Origin of the sequence: Mesorhizobium sp. LNHC232B00 (assembly GCF_000502435.1) — a bacterium.
Taxonomy (GTDB): Bacteria; Pseudomonadota; Alphaproteobacteria; order Rhizobiales; family Rhizobiaceae; genus Mesorhizobium; species Mesorhizobium opportunistum.
Map to the genome: position 1 here is coordinate 91,209 of NZ_AYWP01000010.1, position 19,607 is coordinate 110,815.

A 19,607-nucleotide genomic window follows, 5' to 3' on the forward strand; every position below is an offset into this window, starting at 1 on the left:
GTCCTTTCCTCTCCCTCCGGAGGGGGGAGAGGAAGGGCGCCAGGCTGTCGCCTCACATCGCCGTAAAACCATTGTCGACGAACAGATGCGTGCCGTTGACGAAGCTCGATTCGTCGCTGGCGAGGTACAGCGCTGCCTTGGCGACCTCTTCCGGCTCGCCGATCCGGCCCTGCTGCGCGGCCAGGGCGGCGTCGGAGACATCGATGCCGAGCCTGCCGAGATCGGCGACCTCGCGCAGGCCGTGCGGCGTGCGGATGAAGCCGGGGCAGACGGCGTTGCAGCGGATGTTGCGGTCGCGGAATTCGACGGCGATGGCGCGGGCGAACATGTGGCAGGCGCCCTTGGTGGTGTCGTAGAGCACCTCCATCGGCGTCGCGGCCACCGCCGAGATCGACGAGGTGCAGACAATCGAGCCGCCGCCGGCCGCGATCATGCCGGGCAGCACAGCGCGCGTCATCAGGAACATCGAGCGGACATTGACGGCGTGCAGCCAGTCCCATTCCTGGACCGTTGTCTCCAGGAAGGGTTTGATGACGATGGTGCCGGCGTGGTTGAACAGCACGGTGACGGGGCCGAGCTTTTCGGTCGCCCCTTTCACCGCGGCCTCGACCTGCGCTTCGTCGGACACGTCGGCGACGAAATGCTCGGCTATGTGTCCCCGCGCACGTATCGCGGCCGCTGTGGCGGCTGCCGCCTCGCGATTGCGGTCGATGATCGCGACCTTGGCGCCTTCGGCGGCAAATAGTTCCGAGGCCGCTCCGCCCATTCCCGTGGCGCCGCCCGAAATGATGGCGACCTTGCCGGCCAGTCTCGTGCCCATTTTTCAGTTCCCCATGGTTGATGGTCTTCGTGTGCTCGGGCGATGCTACCGTGCGCGCAGCGGGCGGCCAATGGACGAATTGGGCACAGCGGGAACAAGGACATAGGTCCGTTCGGTCGCTTCGCGGCAATGCGAACGCCCCGCCGATCCATCGCGCTGACGAGCGCTCTCAGCAATCCGCAACCAATCTGTCGTCCGAAATAGGAAAATAATTCTGCTTTTGGCCAAAAAATAGCAATCGACAAAGTCTACAAGTTTTATAGATTAACCGGCGAGACGGAGGTCGATATGTCCTATATCCAGAACGCTCAGACTGACAGCAGCGGCCAGAGAGTGGCCAATGCCCAGACCTTTCGCCCGGCCTATGCCGGCGCTTTCGCCTATCTCGTCTTTGCCCTTGCGTTCGTGTTCACTGGGGCGGTCGTTCTCGGCCTTATTCCCTGAGCTTCAGGCTGGCCCCGAGACATTAGACTGACGGGGCTAGTTGCCCCATATTTTCAGGCAATCGGAGTTGAATGAACCGGATTCCCGGCGCGCTTGCGCGCGGCCGGGATTCGAACTTCACCGCATCCATGATTCCAGAGATGGAGGAGATGAAATGCCGATCGAATTCACGCATGTACCCGGCAAGACCGCCGATGCCACGGCGCCCTTCTTCTATGATTTCGCCGAGACGGCGACCAAGCTCGGGCTGATCGAGGACAGCGGCTTCCGCAGGATCGTCGTCGACGATTCGGCGGGGCTGCTGACCAATATGGACCTTGCTTCCCAGGTGCTTAACCGCACCGCTTCGCTGGAAGTGGTGCTCACCCACTGGGCCGGCGTGATCGAACCGACGGTGGCGGCCCGCCAGCTGGCATCGATCGACAGGGAAAGCGGTGGACGGCTGGCGCTCAGGATGATCAGCGAGCCGTTGAACGATGACGATGCCGAGGCACGTCCGGTCGGACATGGCGTCGTCTGGCAGCGCATCGACGAATATCTGGTGCTCTTGAAGCGGCTGTGGTCGAACGACCGGCCCATCGACCACGAAGGCGCCTTCTACAGCATCAAGGGCGGCTATGTGCCGCGCAAGGGCCCTCACGGCGCCGACCTCGTCATCCGCATGGGCGGACAATCCGGAACGGCGCTCAAGGTGGCCGGCCGGCATGCCGATGTCTTCGAACTGGCGCCGGGCTCGATCGATGAAATCAGGCAATTGATGGAGCGGGCGCGCGGTGCTGCCGCCGAACATGGCCGCGCCGGCAAGCTGCGCTTCGCGCTTCCGGTCCGGATTCACCGGGGTGCGTCCGCCACGGGCCACAAGGCGGTCGACCTGTCCGGGCCACCGGCTCAGGTCGCGCTGTCGCTGCTTGCCTATGCGGCTCTCGGGATTGATGAGTTCATGATCGTTGGCGTGGACACGCCGCGCGAGATCGCGACGGTCGGCCGGGAAACGCTCGCCTTGCTGCGCAATTCACTGGCGCGTCGCGAAGATGATGCGTTCCAGCCCGGCGCGTATGCGTCTCGCAGTGGTCCGGAGACCCGTGCCGCGGGGTGAAACATCCTGTGGAATCAAAGCCATTCCGCGGCGTCGCGATCCTTCACACCCCCCTCTGACCGGCAGGCCAGAGGGGGGTGCTGTCCCGCAGGCATCGATCTTAAATGCTCTAACTTACCTTGCTGGATAATTGCGACAGGCCGTCGATGATAGCGGCTGAATCCGCCAGCGCGCCGAAGACGCCGTCCTCGACCGTCACCATGTGAAGCGCCGCCTCGTGCGCTTGCCGGTCACCACTGGCGCAGGCGTCCGAGATCGTCAGGCACTGAAAATTGCGGTCGCAGGCCTCGCGCAGCGTGGTGTGGACGCAGACATCGGTCGTGCATCCGGAAAACATCAGGTGCGTGATGCCTTGGGCGCGCAGCACCAGCTCGAAATCCGTGTAGGTGAAGGCGCTGTTGCAGGTCTTGTCGGCGATGATGTCGTCAGGCGCGACATCGATCTCCGGAACGATCTGGAACCCCGGACCCGAGCGCAGCAGGATGTCGGTGCCGTCGAGACCGGAGCGCTTGCGGCGCCATTTCTCGTAGGGCGTCATGTCGGCCATGTCGGCGCGGTATCCTTGCCTGGTGTGGATGATGGTGATGCCGGCTCTGCGCGCGGCTGATATCAGCCGGTTCACGGTCGGCAGGATCGCCCGCAGCGGTGAAGGGTCATATCCCTGCCTGGCGAAATAGCCCGTCGTCGACAGGAAATCCTGCTGCAGGTCGATGACGACGAGCGCGGTGTTTTCGGCGACGAGCATGCCGTCATAGGGGAAGTCGAAGGGCGTTGCCTTGATCATCGGTGGCTCCCTGTTTTCGACCAACCATAATGGTTCAATGCGCCGACACCAGACGCTGGGCTTCATTGCGCGTGTTTGCGCCTCTCCCGCTTGGTCTGCGTCCGCTGATCATCCGGTGCACCTCCTGTTTTCTGAGGATCCGTTCGCGATATCGGCTGTCACGACGATTTGTTGACCGTTGTAGTCATCTTCAATCTTGACTAGTAATGTCATGTTTCATAGTCAACCGGCACCTGCCTGCCGCGGCCAGAAATTGGACGTCCGGCGGCCGCACTGGAGAAGAGCCATGACGGTGGCTGGAGCCGAGACTGCCTTTCAGATCGACGCGGTGCGTTTTGCCGTCGGCGAGCGGACGTTGCTCGGCCCGGTTTCGCTCGAACTGCAGCGCTCGCGCGTCTATGGGCTGATCGGCCACAACGGCTCTGGCAAATCGACGCTGATCAAGCTTCTGGCACGCCAGCAGCCGGCAAGTTCCGGCGCCATCACCTTCGCCAAACGGCCGCTGCCGCAATGGGGCGCGCGTGAGTTCGCCCGTGCACTTGCATACCTGCCGCAGACGACGCCGGCGGCGACCGGCCTCACCGTGCGCGAGCTGGCGACGCTGGGGCGCTATCCCTGGCATGGCGCGCTCGGCCGCTTCGGTTCCGAGGACAGGCGGCATGTCGAGGAAGCGCTTGGCCTGACCGACATGGACGGTTTCGCCGACCGGCTGGTGGATGAATTGTCGGGCGGCGAGCGCCAGCGCGCCTGGCTTGCCATGCTGGTGGCGCAGAATGCAGGCGTCATGCTGCTCGACGAGCCGATCTCGGCGCTCGACATCGCCCATCAGGTCGAGGTGCTGGGGCTGGTCCGGGAGCTCAGCCGCAAGCGCGACCTCTGCGTCGTCGTGGTGCTGCACGATCCCAATATGGCGGCGCGCTATTGCGACGAACTGATCGCCTTGAAGGACGGCAAGCTGCTGACGCGCGGCACCCCCGGCGAAATCATGCGGGGCGACGTGCTGAAAGGCATTCTTGGCGTGGAGATGGGCGTGTTCGCGCACCCCGTCACCGGCCAACCCGTCGGCTACGTGCAGTAGGCCGAGGCGGCGGGAAACAGGAAGCGGCTCGCCGCTGTGAAAACAAGGAAGAAGCTCTTGTCGAGAAATGGTTTGTTGGCGGCGTTGGTCGCAGTCATCCTGTCGGCTGCCAGTGCAGCGGCCCAGGAGCAACCGGCCGGCACCGCCCCCACTGTCGAGGCGCCTGCTGCCGCAGCACCCGTTGCAACAGCCGCGCCCACCTCACCGGCTGCCGCACCGGCCATGATGGCACCCGCGCAACAGCAGCCAGCTGGCGCGCCGAATGCGACAGCCGGATCTTCGGCGGCAATGGAGTTGACCTTGCCGCACGACCTGTCGCCATGGGGCATGTTCATGGCCGCCGACATTATCGTGAAAGGGGTGATGATCGGACTGGCCTTCGCGTCCCTCGTCACCTGGACGATATGGCTGGCGAAATCGCTGGAGATTCTTGGCGGCAAGCTGCGCATCAGCCGCGCCGTCCGCGCGATCGGTGATGCCGCAACGTTGAAGCAGGCGAGCCGCGCGCTCGATCGCAGTGGCGGTCCCGGCGCGCTCCTGGTGCGGGCGGCGGAGGAAGAGGCCGCGCTCTCGGCCGGCGCGCTCGACCATGTCTCGGGCGATGGGCTGAAGGAGCGGGTCACCTCGCGCCTGTCGCGCATCGAGGCGGCGGCATCGCGGCGCATGTCGCGCGGCACCGGCGTGCTGGCAACGATCGGCTCGACCGCGCCTTTCGTGGGTCTGTTCGGGACCGTCTGGGGCATCATGAATGCCTTCATCGGCATATCGCAGGCGCAGACCACCAATCTCGCCGTGGTCGCACCCGGCATCGCCGAAGCGCTGCTGGCCACCGCGATGGGGCTCGTCGCGGCGATACCGGCGGTCGTCATCTACAACGTCTTCGCGCGCTCGATAGCCGGCTACCGGCAGATCCTGGCCGATGCGTCGGCGGGCGTCGAACGGCTGGTCAGCCGCGACCTGGATTTCCGCACTGTCGCGCCCGCGACGGCGATGGCGGCGGAGTAGCGGGAGCATAGGATGGGAACCAGAATCCGCCAGACCATGGATGACGATCTCGAGGAAAGCCATGAGATCAACGTCACGCCGTTCATCGATGTCATCCTGGTGCTCCTGATCATCTTCATGGTCGCCGCACCGCTGGCGACGGTGGATGTCAATGTCGACCTGCCGGGATCGACCGCAACGCCCGCGCCACGGCCGGAAACGCCGCTGTTCCTGACCTTGAAGGATGACCTGACACTGGCGATCGGCAACGACACCGTGCCGCGCCCGGTCTTCGCCGCGACGCTGGACGGCAAGACCAAGGGGGACAAGCAGACGCGCATCTTCCTGCGCGCCGGCAAGGCGGTCGCCTATGGCGAGCTGATGGAAGCGATGAACCTGTTGCGCGGCGCCGGNCATCTTCCTGCGCGCCGGCAAGGCGGTCGCCTATGGCGAGCTGATGGAAGCGATGAACCTGTTGCGCGGCGCCGGTTATCTGAAGATCGCGCTGGTCGGCCTGGAGACCGTGCCCGCGGCCGATGCGCCGGCACCCGCCGCCACCGGAGCGGCAGCGCCATGACACAAGCGGCCGCCATGCCCACGGCTGAGCTGTCGCGCCTTCGTTGGCGCGACCTTGGCTTGTGGGCAGGCGCAGCCGCGCTGGTGCTCGGTGCTCATGTCGCGGTCGCCTATGCGGTGCAGAGCTTCAGTCCGATCGAGACGGATGGCGGGCCGCCGCCGGCGCTGATGATAGAGATGTCGCCGATGGTGATCACGCCTGCGGAACAGGCCGCGATGCTGGATGCGGCGGTACCCGACCAGGCCGAGCCGGTCGAGGAGACCGAAAAGGCCGTCGAAGCCGAACCCGAGAAGGCGGCCGAGCAGCCGCAAACGCCGCCACCCGACGCAACCGAGCCGGCCCAGCCGGAGCCCGTCGGCCAGCCGCCGTTGGAAGAGGTCGTTCCCGACGTTATCGAGACGGTCGCGCCGGAGGTCGTCGTTCCGCTGCCGCAGCCAAAGCCGCTCGAGCAGCCCAAGGAAAAGAAACCGGTCTCAGTCAAAGCGAAAAAGCCGGTCGAAAAGCCCAAGCCACGGCCAAGGAAGGAAAAGGCGGAGCCGGCAAGGACGGTGGCCGCCGCAAGCGCGAACAGCAGGCCGGCGGCCAAGGCAGCCGCGCCAAAGTCGTCGGCCGGGTTTTCAGGTATCACCCCGGCCAAGTGGGAGACGCGGCTGACGGCATGGATCAATCGGCACAAGCGCTATCCGAGCGCCGCGAAATCGAGGGGCTCGCAAGGCAATACCAACGTAACCTTCACCGTGGACGGGTCCGGCCGCGTGATATCGGCACGTGTCGTGCGCTCGTCCGGCGACGCCGAACTCGATCGGGCCGCGCTTGCCGTACTGCAGGGGGCCACCGTTCCGGCGCCACCACCGGAGCTCGGCTCGCGCGTCAGCCGCACGGCGCCTTTCGTGTTCAGTCTTCGGAACTGAAGCAATCCGGGAACTGAAGCAATTCCGGGAAACTGATGCAATTCCGGGAAAAACCGGAGCCGGCTCTCTACCGAAGGCTCATCGACCGGCACAGCGCTTCGACCTGCTCCAGGTAGAAGCGGCATTTCGTGCGCAGGGTCGCGAGGTTCGGATCGCCGGGGCCATTGATCTCGACGGTCTGCATCATGAAGTCGAAATGGGCATGGAAAGCGTCCGCCGCGCCCCAGAGGCTGTCGGCTTGCCAGGTGTCGGCCACTGCCATGGAAATCAGTTGACGGGCTTCGCCGCGCGCGGCATCCGGCGATGCCGGCCGGCTGGAAATCAGGGCATGGAGCCGGCCGAAGACGCTTTCGCTGGCGTCGGCGGCCCTGATGGCGGCGATCATGTTCATTTGCGGGTCCCCTCAATTGTCTGCGTATGTTGGCAGTCTCGGCCTCGGCTTGCTCGAACCAGTAGACTATTCCGGCATGGTCAAAGTCGGCGGCGGCCGTCTCAGGAGCGGCAGCAGGCCTTGCAGCGCACAAAGTGTCTCCCACCGGTTCGGCGACGAGCCCGCCGGTGCGCACAGGGCTGGCGAGTGCATCCGCTACGCTCTCCTTGGCTGCGCGTGGTTTTCCTTTGCACGCGGGGTGGGATGCATCGGGTTGCCGCTGAGTTGCGCATGCCTTGCCGGCCGCGCGCCGCGCAGGACATCGAAGGCCTCGGCATAGGCCATGCCCAGCAGATAAGAGATCATGGGAAAACGGCTTGCTTCGGCCATCTGCACCAGCTCATTGGTCATCGACGCGATATATTGCAGGCTATCGATCTCCGACTGACGTAGGGACTGATTTGCCACGTGGTGCTCCTGTCATATTGAGGCGGCTAATTAATTGACCGACCCGCCGAATGCGGGCCTGGTTCCGGGGTCGAGAGGGTCAAGGCATAGATCGGTGCGTCGGTGAGGCGGTCGAGGCCAAGAAGACGCTTGATCGCCGTATGGCTGAGCGCGGCCGTGGGGCAGGCCGACAAACCGTGCCTGGTTGCCGCCAACATCATGTTCTGGCCGATATGGCCGGCTTCGATCAGCACGACGCGATAGGCGTTGGCATCCTCATATTTCCACATGGTGCGCTCGAGGCTGGCGCAAAGCAGGATGAGGCAAGGCATGGCATCCGCCCATTCCTGCCCGCCGACCAGTTCGGAGATCTTCGGCAGATGATTGGCCGAGATCCTGCCGAGATCGTGATCGGCGGCGGAATAGTGATAGACGCCAGGCTCCAGGCCCTCGACGCCCAGCGCGATCACATAGGCTTCATAGGGGTTTCGCGCGCCGCCAGAAGGGGTCATGCCCAGCGGCAGGGCGCCAACGCAATTGCTGGTTTCGCCGGTGATGCCCATGCCCGCGAACAGGCAGTCGGAAAGCTGTTTTGCAGTGATGGTGGGCGCGGCCGCCGTGCGATTGGTGCGGCGCTGCGCCATCAAGGCCAGGAGTTCATTGTCATCCAGCGCGCTCGGCAGCGCAATGGCGCCTGCGGCGTTCTTGAGCAGGAGATCGGGCTGTGCGACGTGACCGGCGCGTTCGATCTGTCTAGCCTCGGCCTGTTCGATGGTCATGAACTCCGAGTCCTGGACGCAGAAATGCATCAGCGCGGTCGGGAGCCCCCAGTTCCATTGCCCGGAGAACTGTGTCTCCTGCTCGGCCAGCGGCGAGCCGGCGGGGACTAGGGCGGAAAAATCAAGCAGTTGCGGGACGACGGCATTCAGCTCGGCCTTCGACCATCCGTGGGCACGCGCGATCTCCGCCGTGGAGGCCCACTCGTCCCAGGACGCGAGGAGGCCGATCACCTCGGGGCTGCATTCGAAGACACTTCTGGTCAGGAAATTGCAGGCCGTGACCTTGTTGGTCCCGGGGTAGAAGACAAGCGTTTTTGAAGAGCGCATTTTCATGATGCTGAATGCCGTTTGTGGAAGCGAGGCACTTTGTGGAAGCAAGGCACCGACAGGCCGACGGCCCGTCGGACACCGAGCGACTTCAGCGCTTGTTGTAGTGCATGCCCTGCGAGAAGAAGACCGTCTGCGTGCCTGCGGCGACCGTCAGCTTCGGGGCATTGTTCACTTTCTTGGCCATTTTCGTCCCTTTCCCGACCCCAATGGGATCTGATGAGAGATCCCCACGACGGGATCCGCGAGAAGAAAGGTAAGGTCGAAAGAGTTAACAGTTTGTTAAAATTATAGTAAAGCCAATGTTGTCTGAAATATCTTTCTTGCCCGTAAAGTCTAAAAAATCGATTTTTCTCGGATATGGAGTAGCCTGTCGGCAACATACGCTTTTTCGGGGTATCCTTATTCTTATTTAGCGTAACCAGGAGACTGGTCTTGCCAGTCGCGGGCAAGGCTGACGACCAGCTGATCGATGGCCGGATCGTCAAACCCGACGACATGCGCCATGCGGATCGCATGCCGTGCCGGGATGCCGGACAAATCCTGCCGCATGATGACCGATACGAACGCCGGTCCGGCCTCGGTCAGAAGCATGGCCTTGCCGATCAGCACCGGTTCGGAGATGGGAGCCCATTGCACGGAGATCAGCGACGGTTCGCCGGTCTGGCGGCGGTTGACGCCGCTGAAATAGATCCAGTTCAGGCGCGAGATGGCCACGCCATAGTGGTTGCCGCGCGCCCGCGCCCAAGTCGAGCCACGGCGCTCCGACCATCCGGTGACCCTGCGGAACGTGACCAGTTCGGCCTCGCGGCGTACGAAGGTCACCGACCGCATCAACAGATCGGGACGGGCCGGAATCGAAAAATAGGTGAAATAGGTGCCTCCCGCGATCGATGGGGCGGGCGGGCGGATCATCTGTTTGAACAGGATTTCGGAAATCGGCGGCAGGCCGGCTACCGTGGGTTCGGGCGTACCCGGATCCCGGTACAGTTCGGGTTCGTTGATGCGGAAGTAGTCGCAAATCAGCTTGGCAGTGGCCTTGTTCGGAACGGTCTGCCCCTGCAGGTAACGTTCGAACTGTGTGCGGTTGATACCTAACTCACGGCATACCGCGCTAACGGAGGCATGATCCTTGCAGAGCCGTCTGAGATTTGCAGCGAGATTCTCGCGAATGGACACGTCTTTGCTTTCGCAGGCGAATTCTTCATTTCGATTCGGATTCCATATAGCGTCTTCGGGTCGCCACCACCGAAACGCCTTCTCACAACACACAGAAAAAACTGATTTGAAAACGTCAGTCTAATGGGGCGGCTTGCAAAAAAAATAGCGCCGATCCCGCAGCGGCCATCGCCATAAGTCCAATTGACAATCGTCTTGCCTTGGAAACCGCGGCAAATTGCCCATGGCCTTTTTTGGGGGCATCGGCGCCGAGGCGCCGCATCGCGATACATGGGATGCTGCTGGCGCCTTGGTGGCGCAGCAAAAGGGGGAAAACCGATTATTCCGCTGGTGGAGCTGAGGAGGATCGAACTCCTGACCTCGTCATTGCGAACGACGCGCTCTCCCAGCTGAGCTACAGCCCCGTCCAACGGATGGCGCATTTATCGGGCGTGGCGGTTTTCTGTCAAGGCGGCGTTTTGCCGAAATTACCGGCCGCTCGACATCAGGTCGCCGCCGGTGGAACGCCGCCTTGCTGGTTTCGCGTATTCGCCCATTCGTCGGCACGCAACAAGCGGCCATCCGCCGCTTCCGGCTCACCTCGGCGGCGGTGAAGGAGAAGCCACTTGGCGCCGCCGGTCACTTCACGGAAAAATCGACCGTTTCCTTCACCGTGCCGTCGACAGCGATCTGCACCTGATAGGTACCGACCGGCCAGCCGGCATCCGGCTTGGTCATCGAGGAGTCGACGTGGTTGTCGATCGTGCCGATTTCGAAGTTGACTTCGTCGATCTTGTAGTTCGCCGGCGCAACACCGCCGGAATCGACCGAAATCCAGCTCACGGTGAGCTTCGATCCCGAAGCCACCTCGTCCGTCAGGTCGGCGGAGAGGAAAATCTTCGCCGTATCCGGTGAAAATGTCGCCTGGGTCTGCTCCGCATGCTCGGTGGCCGACAGCACGATGTTTTGGAATCCTTCGGCCTGGGCCGGCAAGGCGAATGCCCCAACCGCCACCAAGGCGGCTGTTCCCAACCCTATAGCCATCGACCGAATGCGCATGCATTTTCCTTTGAAACAAACCGGGGTCTGCGCCGACTCATGTCGCGCGTGCCCTCGGCCGCTTTGTAGAATTCGAGGACCGGGTTTGTCCATGAAGCCTCGGTGCCGTGACCGGACCATTTTTGACACACCGGCATCGAGCCGAGCGAAAAACGGTTATGGTTCGGCATTGGCGCCCATGCAAAGCCAGCCCTTGCCCGTATCGCATGCAATGGCTACATGTCGGCAACAATTGGAGACCGGCATGCTCGCCCTCATTCAAACAATCGTCATGGCGCTCGACCTCTACTGGTGGGTCATCATCGCCTCGGCGATCTTTTCCTGGCTCTACGCCTTCAACGTCGTCAACTCACGCAACCAGTTCGTCGGCAGCATCGGCAACATGCTCTACCGGCTGACCGAGCCGGCGCTGCGGCCGATCCGCCGCTTCATGCCGGACCTTGGCGGCATCGACATCTCGCCGATCATCCTGCTGCTGATCCTGTTCTTCCTCAGGCAGTTCATCCTCACCACGGTGGCGCCGCTGCTGCTGGGCGCCTGACGACCGCATGAGCGCGCCGTTCCGCACCCGCGACAACGGCATCGATCTGTTCGTGCGGCTGACGCCGAAATCTTCCGTGGACAGGCTCGAAGGCGTCGAAACGGCGGCGGACGGGCGAAGCCACGTGAAGGCGCGGGTCCGCGCCGTGCCGGAAAACGGCGCCGCCAATCAAGCGCTGGAAAGACTGGCCGCCAAGACGCTGGGCGTGCCTGTTTCGGCCGTTTCGGTTGTCGCTGGCGGTACGGCCAGGCTGAAGACGCTGCGAATCTCAGGCGATCCCGAGGCGCTGTCACGGAGCATTGAAGCGCTCGGCGGCTGATCCAAGATCCACCGCTTGCGCGGCATGGAGACCCTTGATCTGTCTGCGGGACAGCGCCCCCTCTGTCCTGCCGGACATTCCCCCACGACGGAGGAGATCGGCAGGCTCTCAATCGCCGAGCGGCAAACGCGGGTCGTCGACCTTCAGCGTGTTCACGCTCTGCTTGATGCGGCGCAAATTCTCCAGCACCTTCGGGCCGCGCGTCTCGGCCACCGACGTCACGATCATGTCGACGATCGCCAGCAGCGCATAGCGCGACGATGTCGGCTTGTAGATGTTGCCGTCCTCGAGCGGCTGCAGATGGATGACCGTGTCGGCGACCTTGGCCAGGGCGGAGTCCGGCGCGGTGATGGCGATGGTGGTGGCGCCATATTGCTGGGCGACCTGTACCGCTTCGATGACCGAACGCGCATAGCCTGAGACGGAAAAGGCAACCAGCGTGGTTTCGGGCGTGGCAACGGCGGCGTACATGCGCTGCAGCTGGCCGTCGATCTGCGCCAGTACCGGTAGGCCGAGCCGGAACAAGCGGTTCTGCATCTCGGTCGCCATCATCGAGGAGATGCCGCCGGAGCCGATGCACAGAACGTTGCCCGACGTCGCAAGCCGTTCGGCGACGGCGACCAGCGTCGTCATGTCGAGGTTCTCGCTGGCGCGTTGGATGGCTGAGATCGCCGCTTCGGTGATGGCGGAAGCGATGCGCTGCTCGCGCGCGTCGCGGCTCAGCGGCTCGGGCGAAAGATACTGGCCGCCGATGGCGATCGCCTGCGCCAGGTAGAACTTGAAATCGCGCAGGCCTTCGCAGCCGAGATTGCGGCAGAAGCGGGTCACCGTCGGCTCGCTGACGCCGACGCGCCCGGCGATCTCCGAAATCGCCGCCTTGGAGGCGAAGTCGAGATCGGACAGCACCAGGCCTGCCAGACGGCGGTCCGACTTGGTGCCGTCCTGCGATATCAGCTGCAGCCGCGTGATGATGTCGGCCGGCGTCTTCATGCGCGTGTCTTCGTCATTGACGCTTCCGTCGTCATCTCAGCGGCAGGCCCGTCGCGGTGTCGAACAGATGGATTTTGCCGGGATCGACGGAGACCGGCAGCAGATCGCCAGGCCTGACCGGCACCCTGTCGCGGAACACGGCACGCACCGTGTCAACACCAATGGAACCATAGACATGGGTCTCGGAGCCGGTCGGCTCGACGACATCCACCTTCAGCGTCATGGCGTCCGCCGTTTCACCGATCATGAAGTGCTCGGGCCGGATGCCAGCCTCGACCGCGCTGCCGGCCGGCAGCGGGTTGCCGGCAAGCGCAAGCCGGCCGCCGCCGATCGACTCGAACCAGGTCCTCTCAGGCGTCGTCTTGAGAGCCCCGGAGACAAAGCTCATCGACGGGGAGCCAAGGAAGCCGGCGACGAACTTGTTGGCCGGCCTGTCGTAGAGTTCGAGCGGCGCCCCGACCTGCTGGATCCGGCCGCGGTCCATCACGACGATGCGGTCGGCCATGGTCATGGCCTCGATCTGGTCGTGGGTGACGTAGACGATGGTCGATTTCAGCCGCTGGTGCAGAGCCTTGATCTCGACGCGCATCTGCACGCGCAACTGCGCATCGAGATTGGACAGCGGTTCGTCGAACAGAAACACCGACGGCTCGCGCACGATGGCGCGTCCCATGGCGACGCGCTGGCGCTGGCCGCCCGACAATTGCCGGGGGTAGCGGTCGAGGTAGGAGAACAGGTTGAGGACGCCGGAGGCCTTCTTGACCTTGTCGTCGATGGCCGTGCGCGTCTCGCCGCGGATCTTCGGGCCGAAGCCGATGTTGTCGGAGGCCTTGAGATGCGGAAACAGCGCGTAGGACTGGAACACCATGGCGATGTTGCGCTGCTGCGGCGGCAAGTCGTTGGCACGCACGCCGCCGATCAAAAGGTCACCGGAGGTGATCGTCTCCAGGCCGGCCAGCATGCGCAGCAAGGTCGACTTGCCGCAGCCGGATGGGCCGACCAGCACCACGAACTCGCCGCTCTTGATATCGAGGCTGATGTTCTCGAGGATCTTGTGCTGGCCAAAGGATTTCGACAGGTCGCGAAACTCGACGTCGGTCATGGTCACGCTCCCAGTATGTCGTCGATGAAGGGCAGGCAGCCGGCGGTCAGTCCGGCATCCACGGGCATCACCACGCCTGTTATGCCCGATGCGCGGTCCGAGGCAAGGAAGGCCACCGCCTCGGCTACTTCCGAAGCGTTGACGATGCGGCCGAGCGGGTAGAGCCGCTGCAATTTGCCGAGGATCTCCGCATCCTTGGCAAGGCGATGGTCCCAGGCGGCGGTACGGATCGATCCCGGGCAGACGACATTGGCGCGCACGCCGCTGCGGCCAAGCTCGACTGCGATCGATTTGGCATAAGCGTTGATGCCGGCCTTGGCGGCGGCATAGGCGGGATTGCCGAAATGCGCGATGGCGTTGACGGAGGAGATGAAGACGACACTGCCCGAACCGCGCGCGGCCATAGCCTTGGCAATGGGGTCGGCGAACATCATGACCCCGGTCAGGTTGAGGTCGAGCTCGTGCTCGATCTTGTCCGCCGTCAGCGCTTTCAGCGTTTCGGCACGTGTCCAACCGGCATTGTTGATCAGGATGTCGGGCACGCCATCCTTGTCGAGCACGGCAGCAATGGCCTTCTCCACCGACGCCCGGTCGAGAAGGTTGAAAACATGGCGCGAGGCAAGGTTCGGGCTGGCCAGCGCCTCGTCGGACTGGTCGCAGCCGACCACCCGCGCGCCCCGCTCGGCCAGCAGTGCGACGATCGCCGAGCCAAGGCCACCGCCGGCGCCCGTGACAACGACAGTGCGGCCCTCGAATTCGGCTTTCGAAACCACGGCGCTTGCTCCTCCCGCAGGTCAGGCAGATGTCGGCAGGCTAATGAAGGGAATGTAATTAAGCAACATATTAATCCTCTTGCATGCGGCCTATTCATCGATAATGTAGGAAAGTCACATAAATCTTGCGCCAGCGATCAGTCTCAAGGAGCGCATAGGCGCGGACAAAAATGGGAGAGATCAGATGAACGTTGCGAAATGGACTGTCGGCCTGATGGCCGGAATGAGCATGCTGGCCTTCGCGGCGCAGGCGAATGCGGGTGAAGTGCGGGTCACCGTCGCCGAATACAGCGCCAAGACCGGCCCCTATTTCGAGGAAGTGAAGAAGGAATTCGAGGCGAAGAATCCCGGCATCACCGTCAAGTTCGAGGTCGTGCCGTGGGATGTGCTGCTGCAGAAGCTGACCACCGACATCACCGCCGGCACAAACGCCGATCTGTCGATCATCGGCACGCGCTGGCTGATCGACTTCGTCCAGCAGGACGTCGCCGAGCCGCTCGACGGCTACATCACGCCCGAATTCAAGGACCGCTTCATCGATACGTTCCTGTCGCCCTCGATCATGAACGGCAAGACCTACGGCCTGCCGATCGCAGCCTCGGCGCGCGCCATGTATTACAACAAGGAACTGTTCGAGAAGGCCGGCATCGCCAAGCCGCCGGCAACCTGGACCGAGCTGCAGGAAGACGCCCGCAAGATCAAGGCGCTGGGGACCGGCGCCTTCGGGTTCGGCCTGCAGGGCAAGGAGATCGAGACCGACGTCTATTACTACTACGCGATGTGGTCTCAAGGCACCGAGATACTCAACAAGGACGGCACGTCGGGCCTTGGCACGCCGGGCGCGCTCGAAGCCGCCAAGCTCTACAAGTCGATGATCGACGAGGGGCTGACGGAACCGGGCGTCACCTCCAACAACCGCGAGGACGTGCAGAACCTGTTCAAGCAAGGCAAGGTCGGCATGATGATCACCGCGCCCTTCCTGTCCAACCAGATCAAGGACGAGGCGCCGACGCTGAAATACGGCGTCGCCGCCATTCCGGCTGGTCCGACCGGCGCACGCGGCACCTATGGCGTCACCGATTCCATGATCATGTTCAAGAACTCCAAGAACAAGGACGAGGCCTGGAAGCTGATGGACTTCCTGTTCACCACGGAGCAGCGCGCCAAGTTCACGCAAGGCGAGGGCTTCCTGCCGGTGAACAAGGAAGAGGCCAAGATGGATTACTACGTCAACAACGCCGACCTGGCCGCCTTCACCGCGCTCCTGCCCGACGCCCGCTTCGCGCCGGTCATCCCGGGTTGGGAAGAAGTCGCCCAGATCACGTCGGACGCCATGCAGAAGATCTATCTCGGCGGCGACCCCGAGGCAGGCCTGAAGGACGCGGCGGCGAAGGCCAATGCGGTGTTGAAGAAATAGGGGCAGTGCTGAAGAAGTAGGGGCAGTGCTGAAGAAATAGGGGCTGCTGAAGGAATAGGGCGTATCTCCCTGCGCCCGTGGCGCGCCCCAGACTCAGGCGGGGCGCGCCACTCAATCTTCAGCAGAAAAATCGTCTACGTCGGCGCCGCCCCAGCCAGGCTCCTTCGCTCTCCCCCGGTCGACGGGGAGAGGAAGAGCCCCTTCCGCAACTGTCGCGGAGGACGGGCAGGCAGATGAGGGCGACGCTTACGATTGCAAGCAATTCTGAAGCGGTGTCCTGAAAAGAACGAGGCCGGACCAAGTCAATCTGTTAAGCCAGCGAAATCCAATCTCCCGCAACGCGGTACAAAGCCAACCGATGCAAAATCGCTTCCTGCCCTATCTCCTGACCTTGCCCAGCCTGTTCCTGGCGGCGGTCGTCATCTTCTGGCCGGTCTGGGACCTGATCCAGATCTCGACGCATGACGTCAGCCGCTTTGGCCAGTTGCGCGATTTCTCGGGCCTGACCAATTTTGCCGCGCTCACGGCCGATCCCGATTTCATCGCCGCGCTCTGGCGCACGGGGCTGTGGACCGTGCTGGTGGTCGGCGGCGCGCTGTTGCTGTCGGTTCCGGTGGCGATGATCCTCAATACCGATTTTTATGGCCGCGGCATTGCCCGCGTCATCATCATGCTGCCCTGGGCGGTATCGCTGACCATGACGGCGGTGGTCTGGCGCTGGGCGCTGAGCGGTGAAAGCGGCATGCTGAATTCGGCGCTGATAGGGCTCGGCCTGATCGACCACAACATCCAGTGGCTGGCGCAGGCCGAGACAGCCTTTCCGATGCAGGTGCTGATCGGCATACTGGTGACCGTGCCGTTCACCACGACGATCTTCCTCGGCGGGCTGTCGTCGATATCAGACGATCTCTACGAGGCGGCGGCTCTCGAAGGGGCGACACCCCTTCAGCAGTTCCGCGAGATCACCTTTCCGCTGTTGAAGCCATTCATCAACATCGCCATCGTGCTCAACACCATCTATGTCTTCAATTCCTTCCCGATCATCTGGGTGATGACGCAAGGCGGGCCAGCCAACTCGACCGACATCCTGGTCACCCATCTCTACAAACTTGCGTTCCGCATCGGCAAGCTGGGCGAGGCCTCCGCCGTGTCGCTGGTGATGTTCGCCATATTGCTCATCTTCACCATGATCTATGTGCGGCTGGCCATGCGGGAGCAGCGCGCATGACGAGTAAACTCAAACGCACCGTCATTGCATGGCTGCTGCTGGCGCCCTTGATCGTGGTGACGATCTTTCCCTTCGCGGTGATGTTCCTGACCGCGGTCAAGCCGCGGCAGGAGGTGCTGTCGCCGACATGGTGGCCGAGCGAGTTCCGCTGGTCGAATTTCTCCGACATGTGGGTAGCGACCGGCTTCGGCCAGGCGCTGGCCAATTCGCTCTACGTCTCGGTCATCGCCACGGTCGGCGCGATCCTGATCTCGGTGCCGGCGGCCTATGCCATGTCGCGCTTCCGCTTTGCCGGTTACGGCGCCTTCCGTCAGTTCCTGCTGATCTCGCAGATGATCTCGCCGATCGTGCTGGTGCTCGGCCTGTTCCGGCTGATGGCCGCCTGGGGGCTGGTAGAATCGACGACGGCGCTCGGCTTCATCTACATGGCCTTCAACGTCGCCTTCACGGTGTGGATGCTGCAGAGCTATTTCGACACGATTCCGCGCGATCTCGAGGAGGCGGCCTGGATGGAGGGTGCCAGCCGCTGGCTGACGCTGCGCAAAGTGTTCTTGCCGCTCTGCCTGCCGGCAATCGCGGTGACAGCCATCTTCACCTTCATCAACGCCTGGAATGAGTTCGTCGTCGCGCTCACCATGCTGCGCAGCCAGGAAAGCTATACGCTGCCGATCCAGGTGTTCTCGCTGGTCGCCGGCCGCTACACGATCGAGTGGCATCACGTCATGGCCGCCACGCTGCTGGCGACGCTGCCGGTGGCGATCCTGTTCATCTGGCTGCAGCGCTACCTGGTCCGGGGTTTGGCGCTCGGGGCCGTCAAATAGCAATCCCAGCAATTCCAGGAAAAGTGTGCAGCGGTTTTCCGTCCGGAATTGCGAAAAACAAAAAAGTCTACCCTGGAGCTTCCATGCGCATCTTCACCGCTTCGCTGGCGACGGAAACCAACACCTTCTCGCCGGTGCCGACAGACCGGGCCTCGTTCGAGATGGCCTTCTATGCCGGGCCGGGCAAGCATCCGGAGACGCCGACGCTGTGCTCATCGCCGATCGTCGCCTTGCGCCGGCGCGCGGCCTCCGAGGGGCTGACGGTGATCGAAGGCACCGCCACCTGGGCCGAGCCCGGCGGCCTGGTGCAGCGGCAGACCTATGAGGCATTGCGCGACGAGATTCTCGGCCAGCTCAAGGCGGCGCTGCCGGTCGATGCGGTCATCCTCGGACTGCACGGCGCCATGGTGGCGCAAGGCTACGACGATTGCGAAGGCGATCTGCTCGCGCGCGTGCGGGCAATGGTCGGGCCGGACGTGGTGATCGCCTCCGAGTTCGATCCGCACAGCCATCTGACGCCCAAGCGCGTGGCGGCCTCCAATATCATGGCCTATTTCCTGGAATTCCCGCACACCGATTTCTACGAACGCGGCGAGCATGTCGTCGAGCTTGGGCTGGCCGCGGCGCGCGGCGAGATCAAGCCGGTCATCTCGACCTTCGACTGCCGCATGATCCAGGTTTTGCCGACCAGCCGCGAGCCGATGCGCTCCTTCGTCGACCGCATCAAGGCGCTGCACGGCAAGGATGGCGTGCTGTCGGTCTCGGTCATCCACGGTTTCATGGCGGCCGATGTTCCCGAAATGGGCACGCGCATCCTGGTGGTCACCGACAATGACAAGGAAAAAGGCGATGCGCTGGCGGAACGGCTGGGGCGGGAACTCTATGCCATGCGCGAGAAGACGGCCATGACGATGCTTGATACCGCCGACGGCATCGATCGCGCCTTGGCAGTGCGGGCCGAAAGACAGGACAGGCCGGTGGTCATCGCCGATATCTGGGACAATCCCGGCGGCGGCGTTGCCGGCGATGGCACCGTCGTGCTGCGCACCATGCTGGAACGCGGCTTGAAGAACGTCGGCGTGGCGACGATCTGGGACCCGATCGCGGTGACCTTCTGCCAGGCTGCCGGCGAGGGCGCCGTCATCGACCTGCGCTTCGGCGGCAAGGCTGGGCCCTTGGCGGGCGAGCCGATCGACGCGCGCGTCAAGGTGCTGAAGGCGGTTCCGGAGGGATGGCAGAGTTTCGGCCCAAGCCGGGTGACGCTCGGACCGGCCGCACTCGTCCGCATCGAAGGCACCGAGGTCGACATCATCCTCAACACCAACCGCACGCAAACCTTCGAGCCGGACATTTTTTCCAACATCGGTGTCGATCCGATGAGCAAGGACGTGCTGCTGATCAAGTCGACCAACCATTTCTACGCCGGCTTCGAGCCGATCGCCGCCGAGATCATCTATGTCTCGGCGCCGAGTTCGTATCCTAGCAATCCGGCGGTGACCGATTACAAGAAGCTGACGCGGCCGGTGTGGCCGAGGGTAAAGGATCCTTGGAAGCAGCCAATCTCCCCCCCTGTGGGGGAGAT

The 19,607-nt window shown here is 63.3% G+C and carries 20 protein-coding genes, 1 tRNA gene and 2 pseudogenes; 12 read left to right on the forward strand and 11 right to left on the reverse strand.

The features are described 5' to 3' along the window. Window positions 1-52: 52 nt before the first annotated feature. Complete coding sequence (locus X743_RS154295; RefSeq protein ID WP_013892353.1) at window positions 53-820, reverse strand: SDR family oxidoreductase; 768 nt, start codon at window positions 818-820, stop codon at window positions 53-55. Between the two features lie 288 nt (window positions 821-1,108). Here X743_RS154295 and X743_RS1000000170640 point away from each other — a divergent pair, with 288 nt between their 5' ends. Together X743_RS1000000170640 and X743_RS154290 are read left to right on the forward strand one after the other, a co-directional pair. Beyond that, complete coding sequence (locus X743_RS1000000170640; RefSeq protein WP_023765981.1) at window positions 1,109-1,264, forward strand: hypothetical protein; 156 nt, start codon at window positions 1,109-1,111, stop codon at window positions 1,262-1,264. 154 nt (window positions 1,265-1,418) lie between these two features. Continuing rightward, complete coding sequence (locus tag X743_RS154290) at window positions 1,419-2,360, forward strand: LLM class flavin-dependent oxidoreductase (protein WP_023765982.1); 942 nt, start codon at window positions 1,419-1,421, stop codon at window positions 2,358-2,360. Window positions 2,361-2,469: 109 nt separating this feature from the next. On the opposite strand, the gene X743_RS154285 is transcribed toward X743_RS154290, so the two are convergent. Next, a complete protein-coding gene (locus X743_RS154285; protein WP_023765983.1) occupies window positions 2,470-3,144 on the reverse strand; it encodes an isochorismatase family cysteine hydrolase in 675 nt (224 codons plus the stop codon). A 286-nt stretch (window positions 3,145-3,430) separates the two neighbouring features. On the opposite strand from X743_RS154285, the gene X743_RS154280 reads away from it, so the two are divergent. The 4 genes and pseudogenes from X743_RS154280 to X743_RS1000000173295 all read left to right on the forward strand — a co-directional run bounded on the left by X743_RS154280 (window position 3,431) and on the right by X743_RS1000000173295 (window position 6,694). Then, entirely contained in the window at window positions 3,431-4,222 is a 792-nt protein-coding gene (locus X743_RS154280; RefSeq protein WP_023765984.1) for an ATP-binding cassette domain-containing protein, read from the forward strand. A gap of 57 nt (window positions 4,223-4,279) precedes the next feature. Then, the gene (gene exbB, locus X743_RS154275; protein ID WP_023765985.1) at window positions 4,280-5,227 is read left to right on the forward strand and encodes a tonB-system energizer ExbB; all 948 of its coding nucleotides are present in this window, start codon (window positions 4,280-4,282) and stop codon (window positions 5,225-5,227) included. Window positions 5,228-5,239: 12 nt separating this feature from the next. Continuing rightward, window positions 5,240-5,783, forward strand: a pseudogene (gene exbD / locus X743_RS1000000173290) (TonB system transport protein ExbD). Continuing rightward, window positions 5,780-6,694 carry an energy transducer TonB gene (locus X743_RS1000000173295; protein WP_023765986.1) on the forward strand — a complete coding sequence of 305 codons (915 nt, stop codon included), beginning with the start codon at window positions 5,780-5,782 and terminating at the stop codon, window positions 6,692-6,694. The pseudogene exbD and the gene X743_RS1000000173295 overlap by 4 nt, the downstream one beginning before the upstream one ends. Window positions 6,695-6,761: 67 nt before the next feature. On the opposite strand, the gene X743_RS154265 is transcribed toward X743_RS1000000173295, so the two are convergent. The 6 genes from X743_RS154265 to X743_RS154240 all read right to left on the reverse strand — a co-directional run bounded on the left by X743_RS154265 (window position 6,762) and on the right by X743_RS154240 (window position 10,927). Continuing rightward, window positions 6,762-7,085 carry a hypothetical protein gene (locus tag X743_RS154265; protein WP_023765987.1) on the reverse strand — a complete coding sequence of 108 codons (324 nt, stop codon included), beginning with the start codon at window positions 7,083-7,085 and terminating at the stop codon, window positions 6,762-6,764. 195 nt (window positions 7,086-7,280) lie between these two features. Beyond that, a complete protein-coding gene (locus tag X743_RS154260) occupies window positions 7,281-7,532 on the reverse strand; it encodes a hypothetical protein (protein WP_023765988.1) in 252 nt (83 codons plus the stop codon). A gap of 26 nt (window positions 7,533-7,558) precedes the next feature. Further along, the gene (locus X743_RS154255) at window positions 7,559-8,617 is read right to left on the reverse strand and encodes a SagB/ThcOx family dehydrogenase (protein WP_245264221.1); all 1,059 of its coding nucleotides are present in this window, start codon (window positions 8,615-8,617) and stop codon (window positions 7,559-7,561) included. A gap of 408 nt (window positions 8,618-9,025) precedes the next feature. Next, window positions 9,026-9,796 carry a helix-turn-helix transcriptional regulator gene (locus X743_RS154250; protein ID WP_023765990.1) on the reverse strand — a complete coding sequence of 257 codons (771 nt, stop codon included), beginning with the start codon at window positions 9,794-9,796 and terminating at the stop codon, window positions 9,026-9,028. A gap of 328 nt (window positions 9,797-10,124) precedes the next feature. Beyond that, window positions 10,125-10,200 (reverse strand) — tRNA-Ala (locus tag X743_RS154245). Between the two features lie 214 nt (window positions 10,201-10,414). Then, window positions 10,415-10,927 (reverse strand): hypothetical protein, encoded by a 513-nt coding sequence (locus X743_RS154240; RefSeq protein ID WP_245264222.1) that lies wholly within the window; start codon window positions 10,925-10,927, stop codon window positions 10,415-10,417. A gap of 151 nt (window positions 10,928-11,078) precedes the next feature. On the opposite strand from X743_RS154240, the gene X743_RS154235 reads away from it, so the two are divergent. Together X743_RS154235 and X743_RS154230 are read left to right on the forward strand one after the other, a co-directional pair. After that, window positions 11,079-11,375 (forward strand): YggT family protein, encoded by a 297-nt coding sequence (locus X743_RS154235; RefSeq protein ID WP_013892367.1) that lies wholly within the window; start codon window positions 11,079-11,081, stop codon window positions 11,373-11,375. A 7-nt stretch (window positions 11,376-11,382) separates the two neighbouring features. Then, window positions 11,383-11,694, forward strand: coding sequence for a DUF167 family protein (locus X743_RS154230; protein ID WP_023765992.1), 312 nt, complete (start codon window positions 11,383-11,385; stop codon window positions 11,692-11,694). Window positions 11,695-11,802: 108 nt separating this feature from the next. On the opposite strand, the gene X743_RS154225 is transcribed toward X743_RS154230, so the two are convergent. From X743_RS154225 to X743_RS154215, 3 genes are read right to left on the reverse strand one after another with little or no spacing between them, the layout of a single operon-like run. Continuing rightward, window positions 11,803-12,684 carry a MurR/RpiR family transcriptional regulator gene (locus X743_RS154225; protein ID WP_023765993.1) on the reverse strand — a complete coding sequence of 294 codons (882 nt, stop codon included), beginning with the start codon at window positions 12,682-12,684 and terminating at the stop codon, window positions 11,803-11,805. A gap of 31 nt (window positions 12,685-12,715) precedes the next feature. Then, a complete protein-coding gene (locus X743_RS154220; RefSeq protein ID WP_023765994.1) occupies window positions 12,716-13,786 on the reverse strand; it encodes an ABC transporter ATP-binding protein in 1,071 nt (356 codons plus the stop codon). 2 nt (window positions 13,787-13,788) lie between these two features. After that, on the reverse strand, window positions 13,789-14,559 hold the full coding sequence (locus X743_RS154215) for an SDR family oxidoreductase (protein ID WP_023765995.1): 771 nt from the start codon (window positions 14,557-14,559) through the stop codon (window positions 13,789-13,791). Between the two features lie 184 nt (window positions 14,560-14,743). On the opposite strand from X743_RS154215, the gene X743_RS154210 reads away from it, so the two are divergent. The 4 genes and pseudogenes from X743_RS154210 to X743_RS154195 all read left to right on the forward strand — a co-directional run. Beyond that, a complete protein-coding gene (locus X743_RS154210; protein ID WP_023765996.1) occupies window positions 14,744-15,976 on the forward strand; it encodes a sugar ABC transporter substrate-binding protein in 1,233 nt (410 codons plus the stop codon). A 358-nt stretch (window positions 15,977-16,334) separates the two neighbouring features. Then, window positions 16,335-17,204, forward strand: a complete 870-nt coding sequence (locus X743_RS154205; protein WP_023765997.1) for a sugar ABC transporter permease — start codon at window positions 16,335-16,337, stop codon at window positions 17,202-17,204. Then, the gene (locus tag X743_RS154200; protein WP_023765998.1) at window positions 17,201-18,025 is read left to right on the forward strand and encodes a carbohydrate ABC transporter permease; all 825 of its coding nucleotides are present in this window, start codon (window positions 17,201-17,203) and stop codon (window positions 18,023-18,025) included. The genes X743_RS154205 and X743_RS154200 overlap by 4 nt, the downstream gene beginning before the upstream one ends. 83 nt (window positions 18,026-18,108) lie before the next feature. Then, window positions 18,109-19,575 (forward strand): annotated as a pseudogene (locus tag X743_RS154195) (M81 family metallopeptidase); the annotation flags it as partial. Between the last annotated feature and the right edge of the window lie 32 nt (window positions 19,576-19,607).

What these genes read in the sequence shown, in the direction of transcription:
- X743_RS154210 (WP_023765996.1), top strand. Translation starts at nt 14,744, where the DNA reads ATGAACGTTGCGAAATGGACTGTCGGCCTGATGGCCGGAATGAGCATG.
- X743_RS154220 (WP_023765994.1), bottom strand. Translation starts at nt 13,786, where the DNA reads ATGACCGACGTCGAGTTTCGCGACCTGTCGAAATCCTTTGGCCAGCAC.
- X743_RS1000000170640 (WP_023765981.1), top strand. Translation starts at nt 1,109, where the DNA reads ATGTCCTATATCCAGAACGCTCAGACTGACAGCAGCGGCCAGAGAGTG.
- X743_RS154205 (WP_023765997.1), top strand. Translation starts at nt 16,335, where the DNA reads ATGCAAAATCGCTTCCTGCCCTATCTCCTGACCTTGCCCAGCCTGTTC.
- X743_RS154230 (WP_023765992.1), top strand. Translation starts at nt 11,383, where the DNA reads ATGAGCGCGCCGTTCCGCACCCGCGACAACGGCATCGATCTGTTCGTG.
- X743_RS154200 (WP_023765998.1), top strand. Translation starts at nt 17,201, where the DNA reads ATGACGAGTAAACTCAAACGCACCGTCATTGCATGGCTGCTGCTGGCG.
- X743_RS1000000173295 (WP_023765986.1), top strand. Translation starts at nt 5,780, where the DNA reads ATGACACAAGCGGCCGCCATGCCCACGGCTGAGCTGTCGCGCCTTCGT.
- X743_RS154265 (WP_023765987.1), bottom strand. Translation starts at nt 7,085, where the DNA reads ATGAACATGATCGCCGCCATCAGGGCCGCCGACGCCAGCGAAAGCGTC.
- X743_RS154225 (WP_023765993.1), bottom strand. Translation starts at nt 12,684, where the DNA reads ATGAAGACGCCGGCCGACATCATCACGCGGCTGCAGCTGATATCGCAG.
- X743_RS154295 (WP_013892353.1), bottom strand. Translation starts at nt 820, where the DNA reads ATGGGCACGAGACTGGCCGGCAAGGTCGCCATCATTTCGGGCGGCGCC.
- X743_RS154280 (WP_023765984.1), top strand. Translation starts at nt 3,431, where the DNA reads ATGACGGTGGCTGGAGCCGAGACTGCCTTTCAGATCGACGCGGTGCGT.
- X743_RS154290 (WP_023765982.1), top strand. Translation starts at nt 1,419, where the DNA reads ATGCCGATCGAATTCACGCATGTACCCGGCAAGACCGCCGATGCCACG.
- X743_RS154285 (WP_023765983.1), bottom strand. Translation starts at nt 3,144, where the DNA reads ATGATCAAGGCAACGCCCTTCGACTTCCCCTATGACGGCATGCTCGTC.
- X743_RS154240 (WP_245264222.1), bottom strand. Translation starts at nt 10,927, where the DNA reads ATGGACAAACCCGGTCCTCGAATTCTACAAAGCGGCCGAGGGCACGCG.
- X743_RS154255 (WP_245264221.1), bottom strand. Translation starts at nt 8,617, where the DNA reads ATGCGCTCTTCAAAAACGCTTGTCTTCTACCCCGGGACCAACAAGGTC.
- X743_RS154235 (WP_013892367.1), top strand. Translation starts at nt 11,079, where the DNA reads ATGCTCGCCCTCATTCAAACAATCGTCATGGCGCTCGACCTCTACTGG.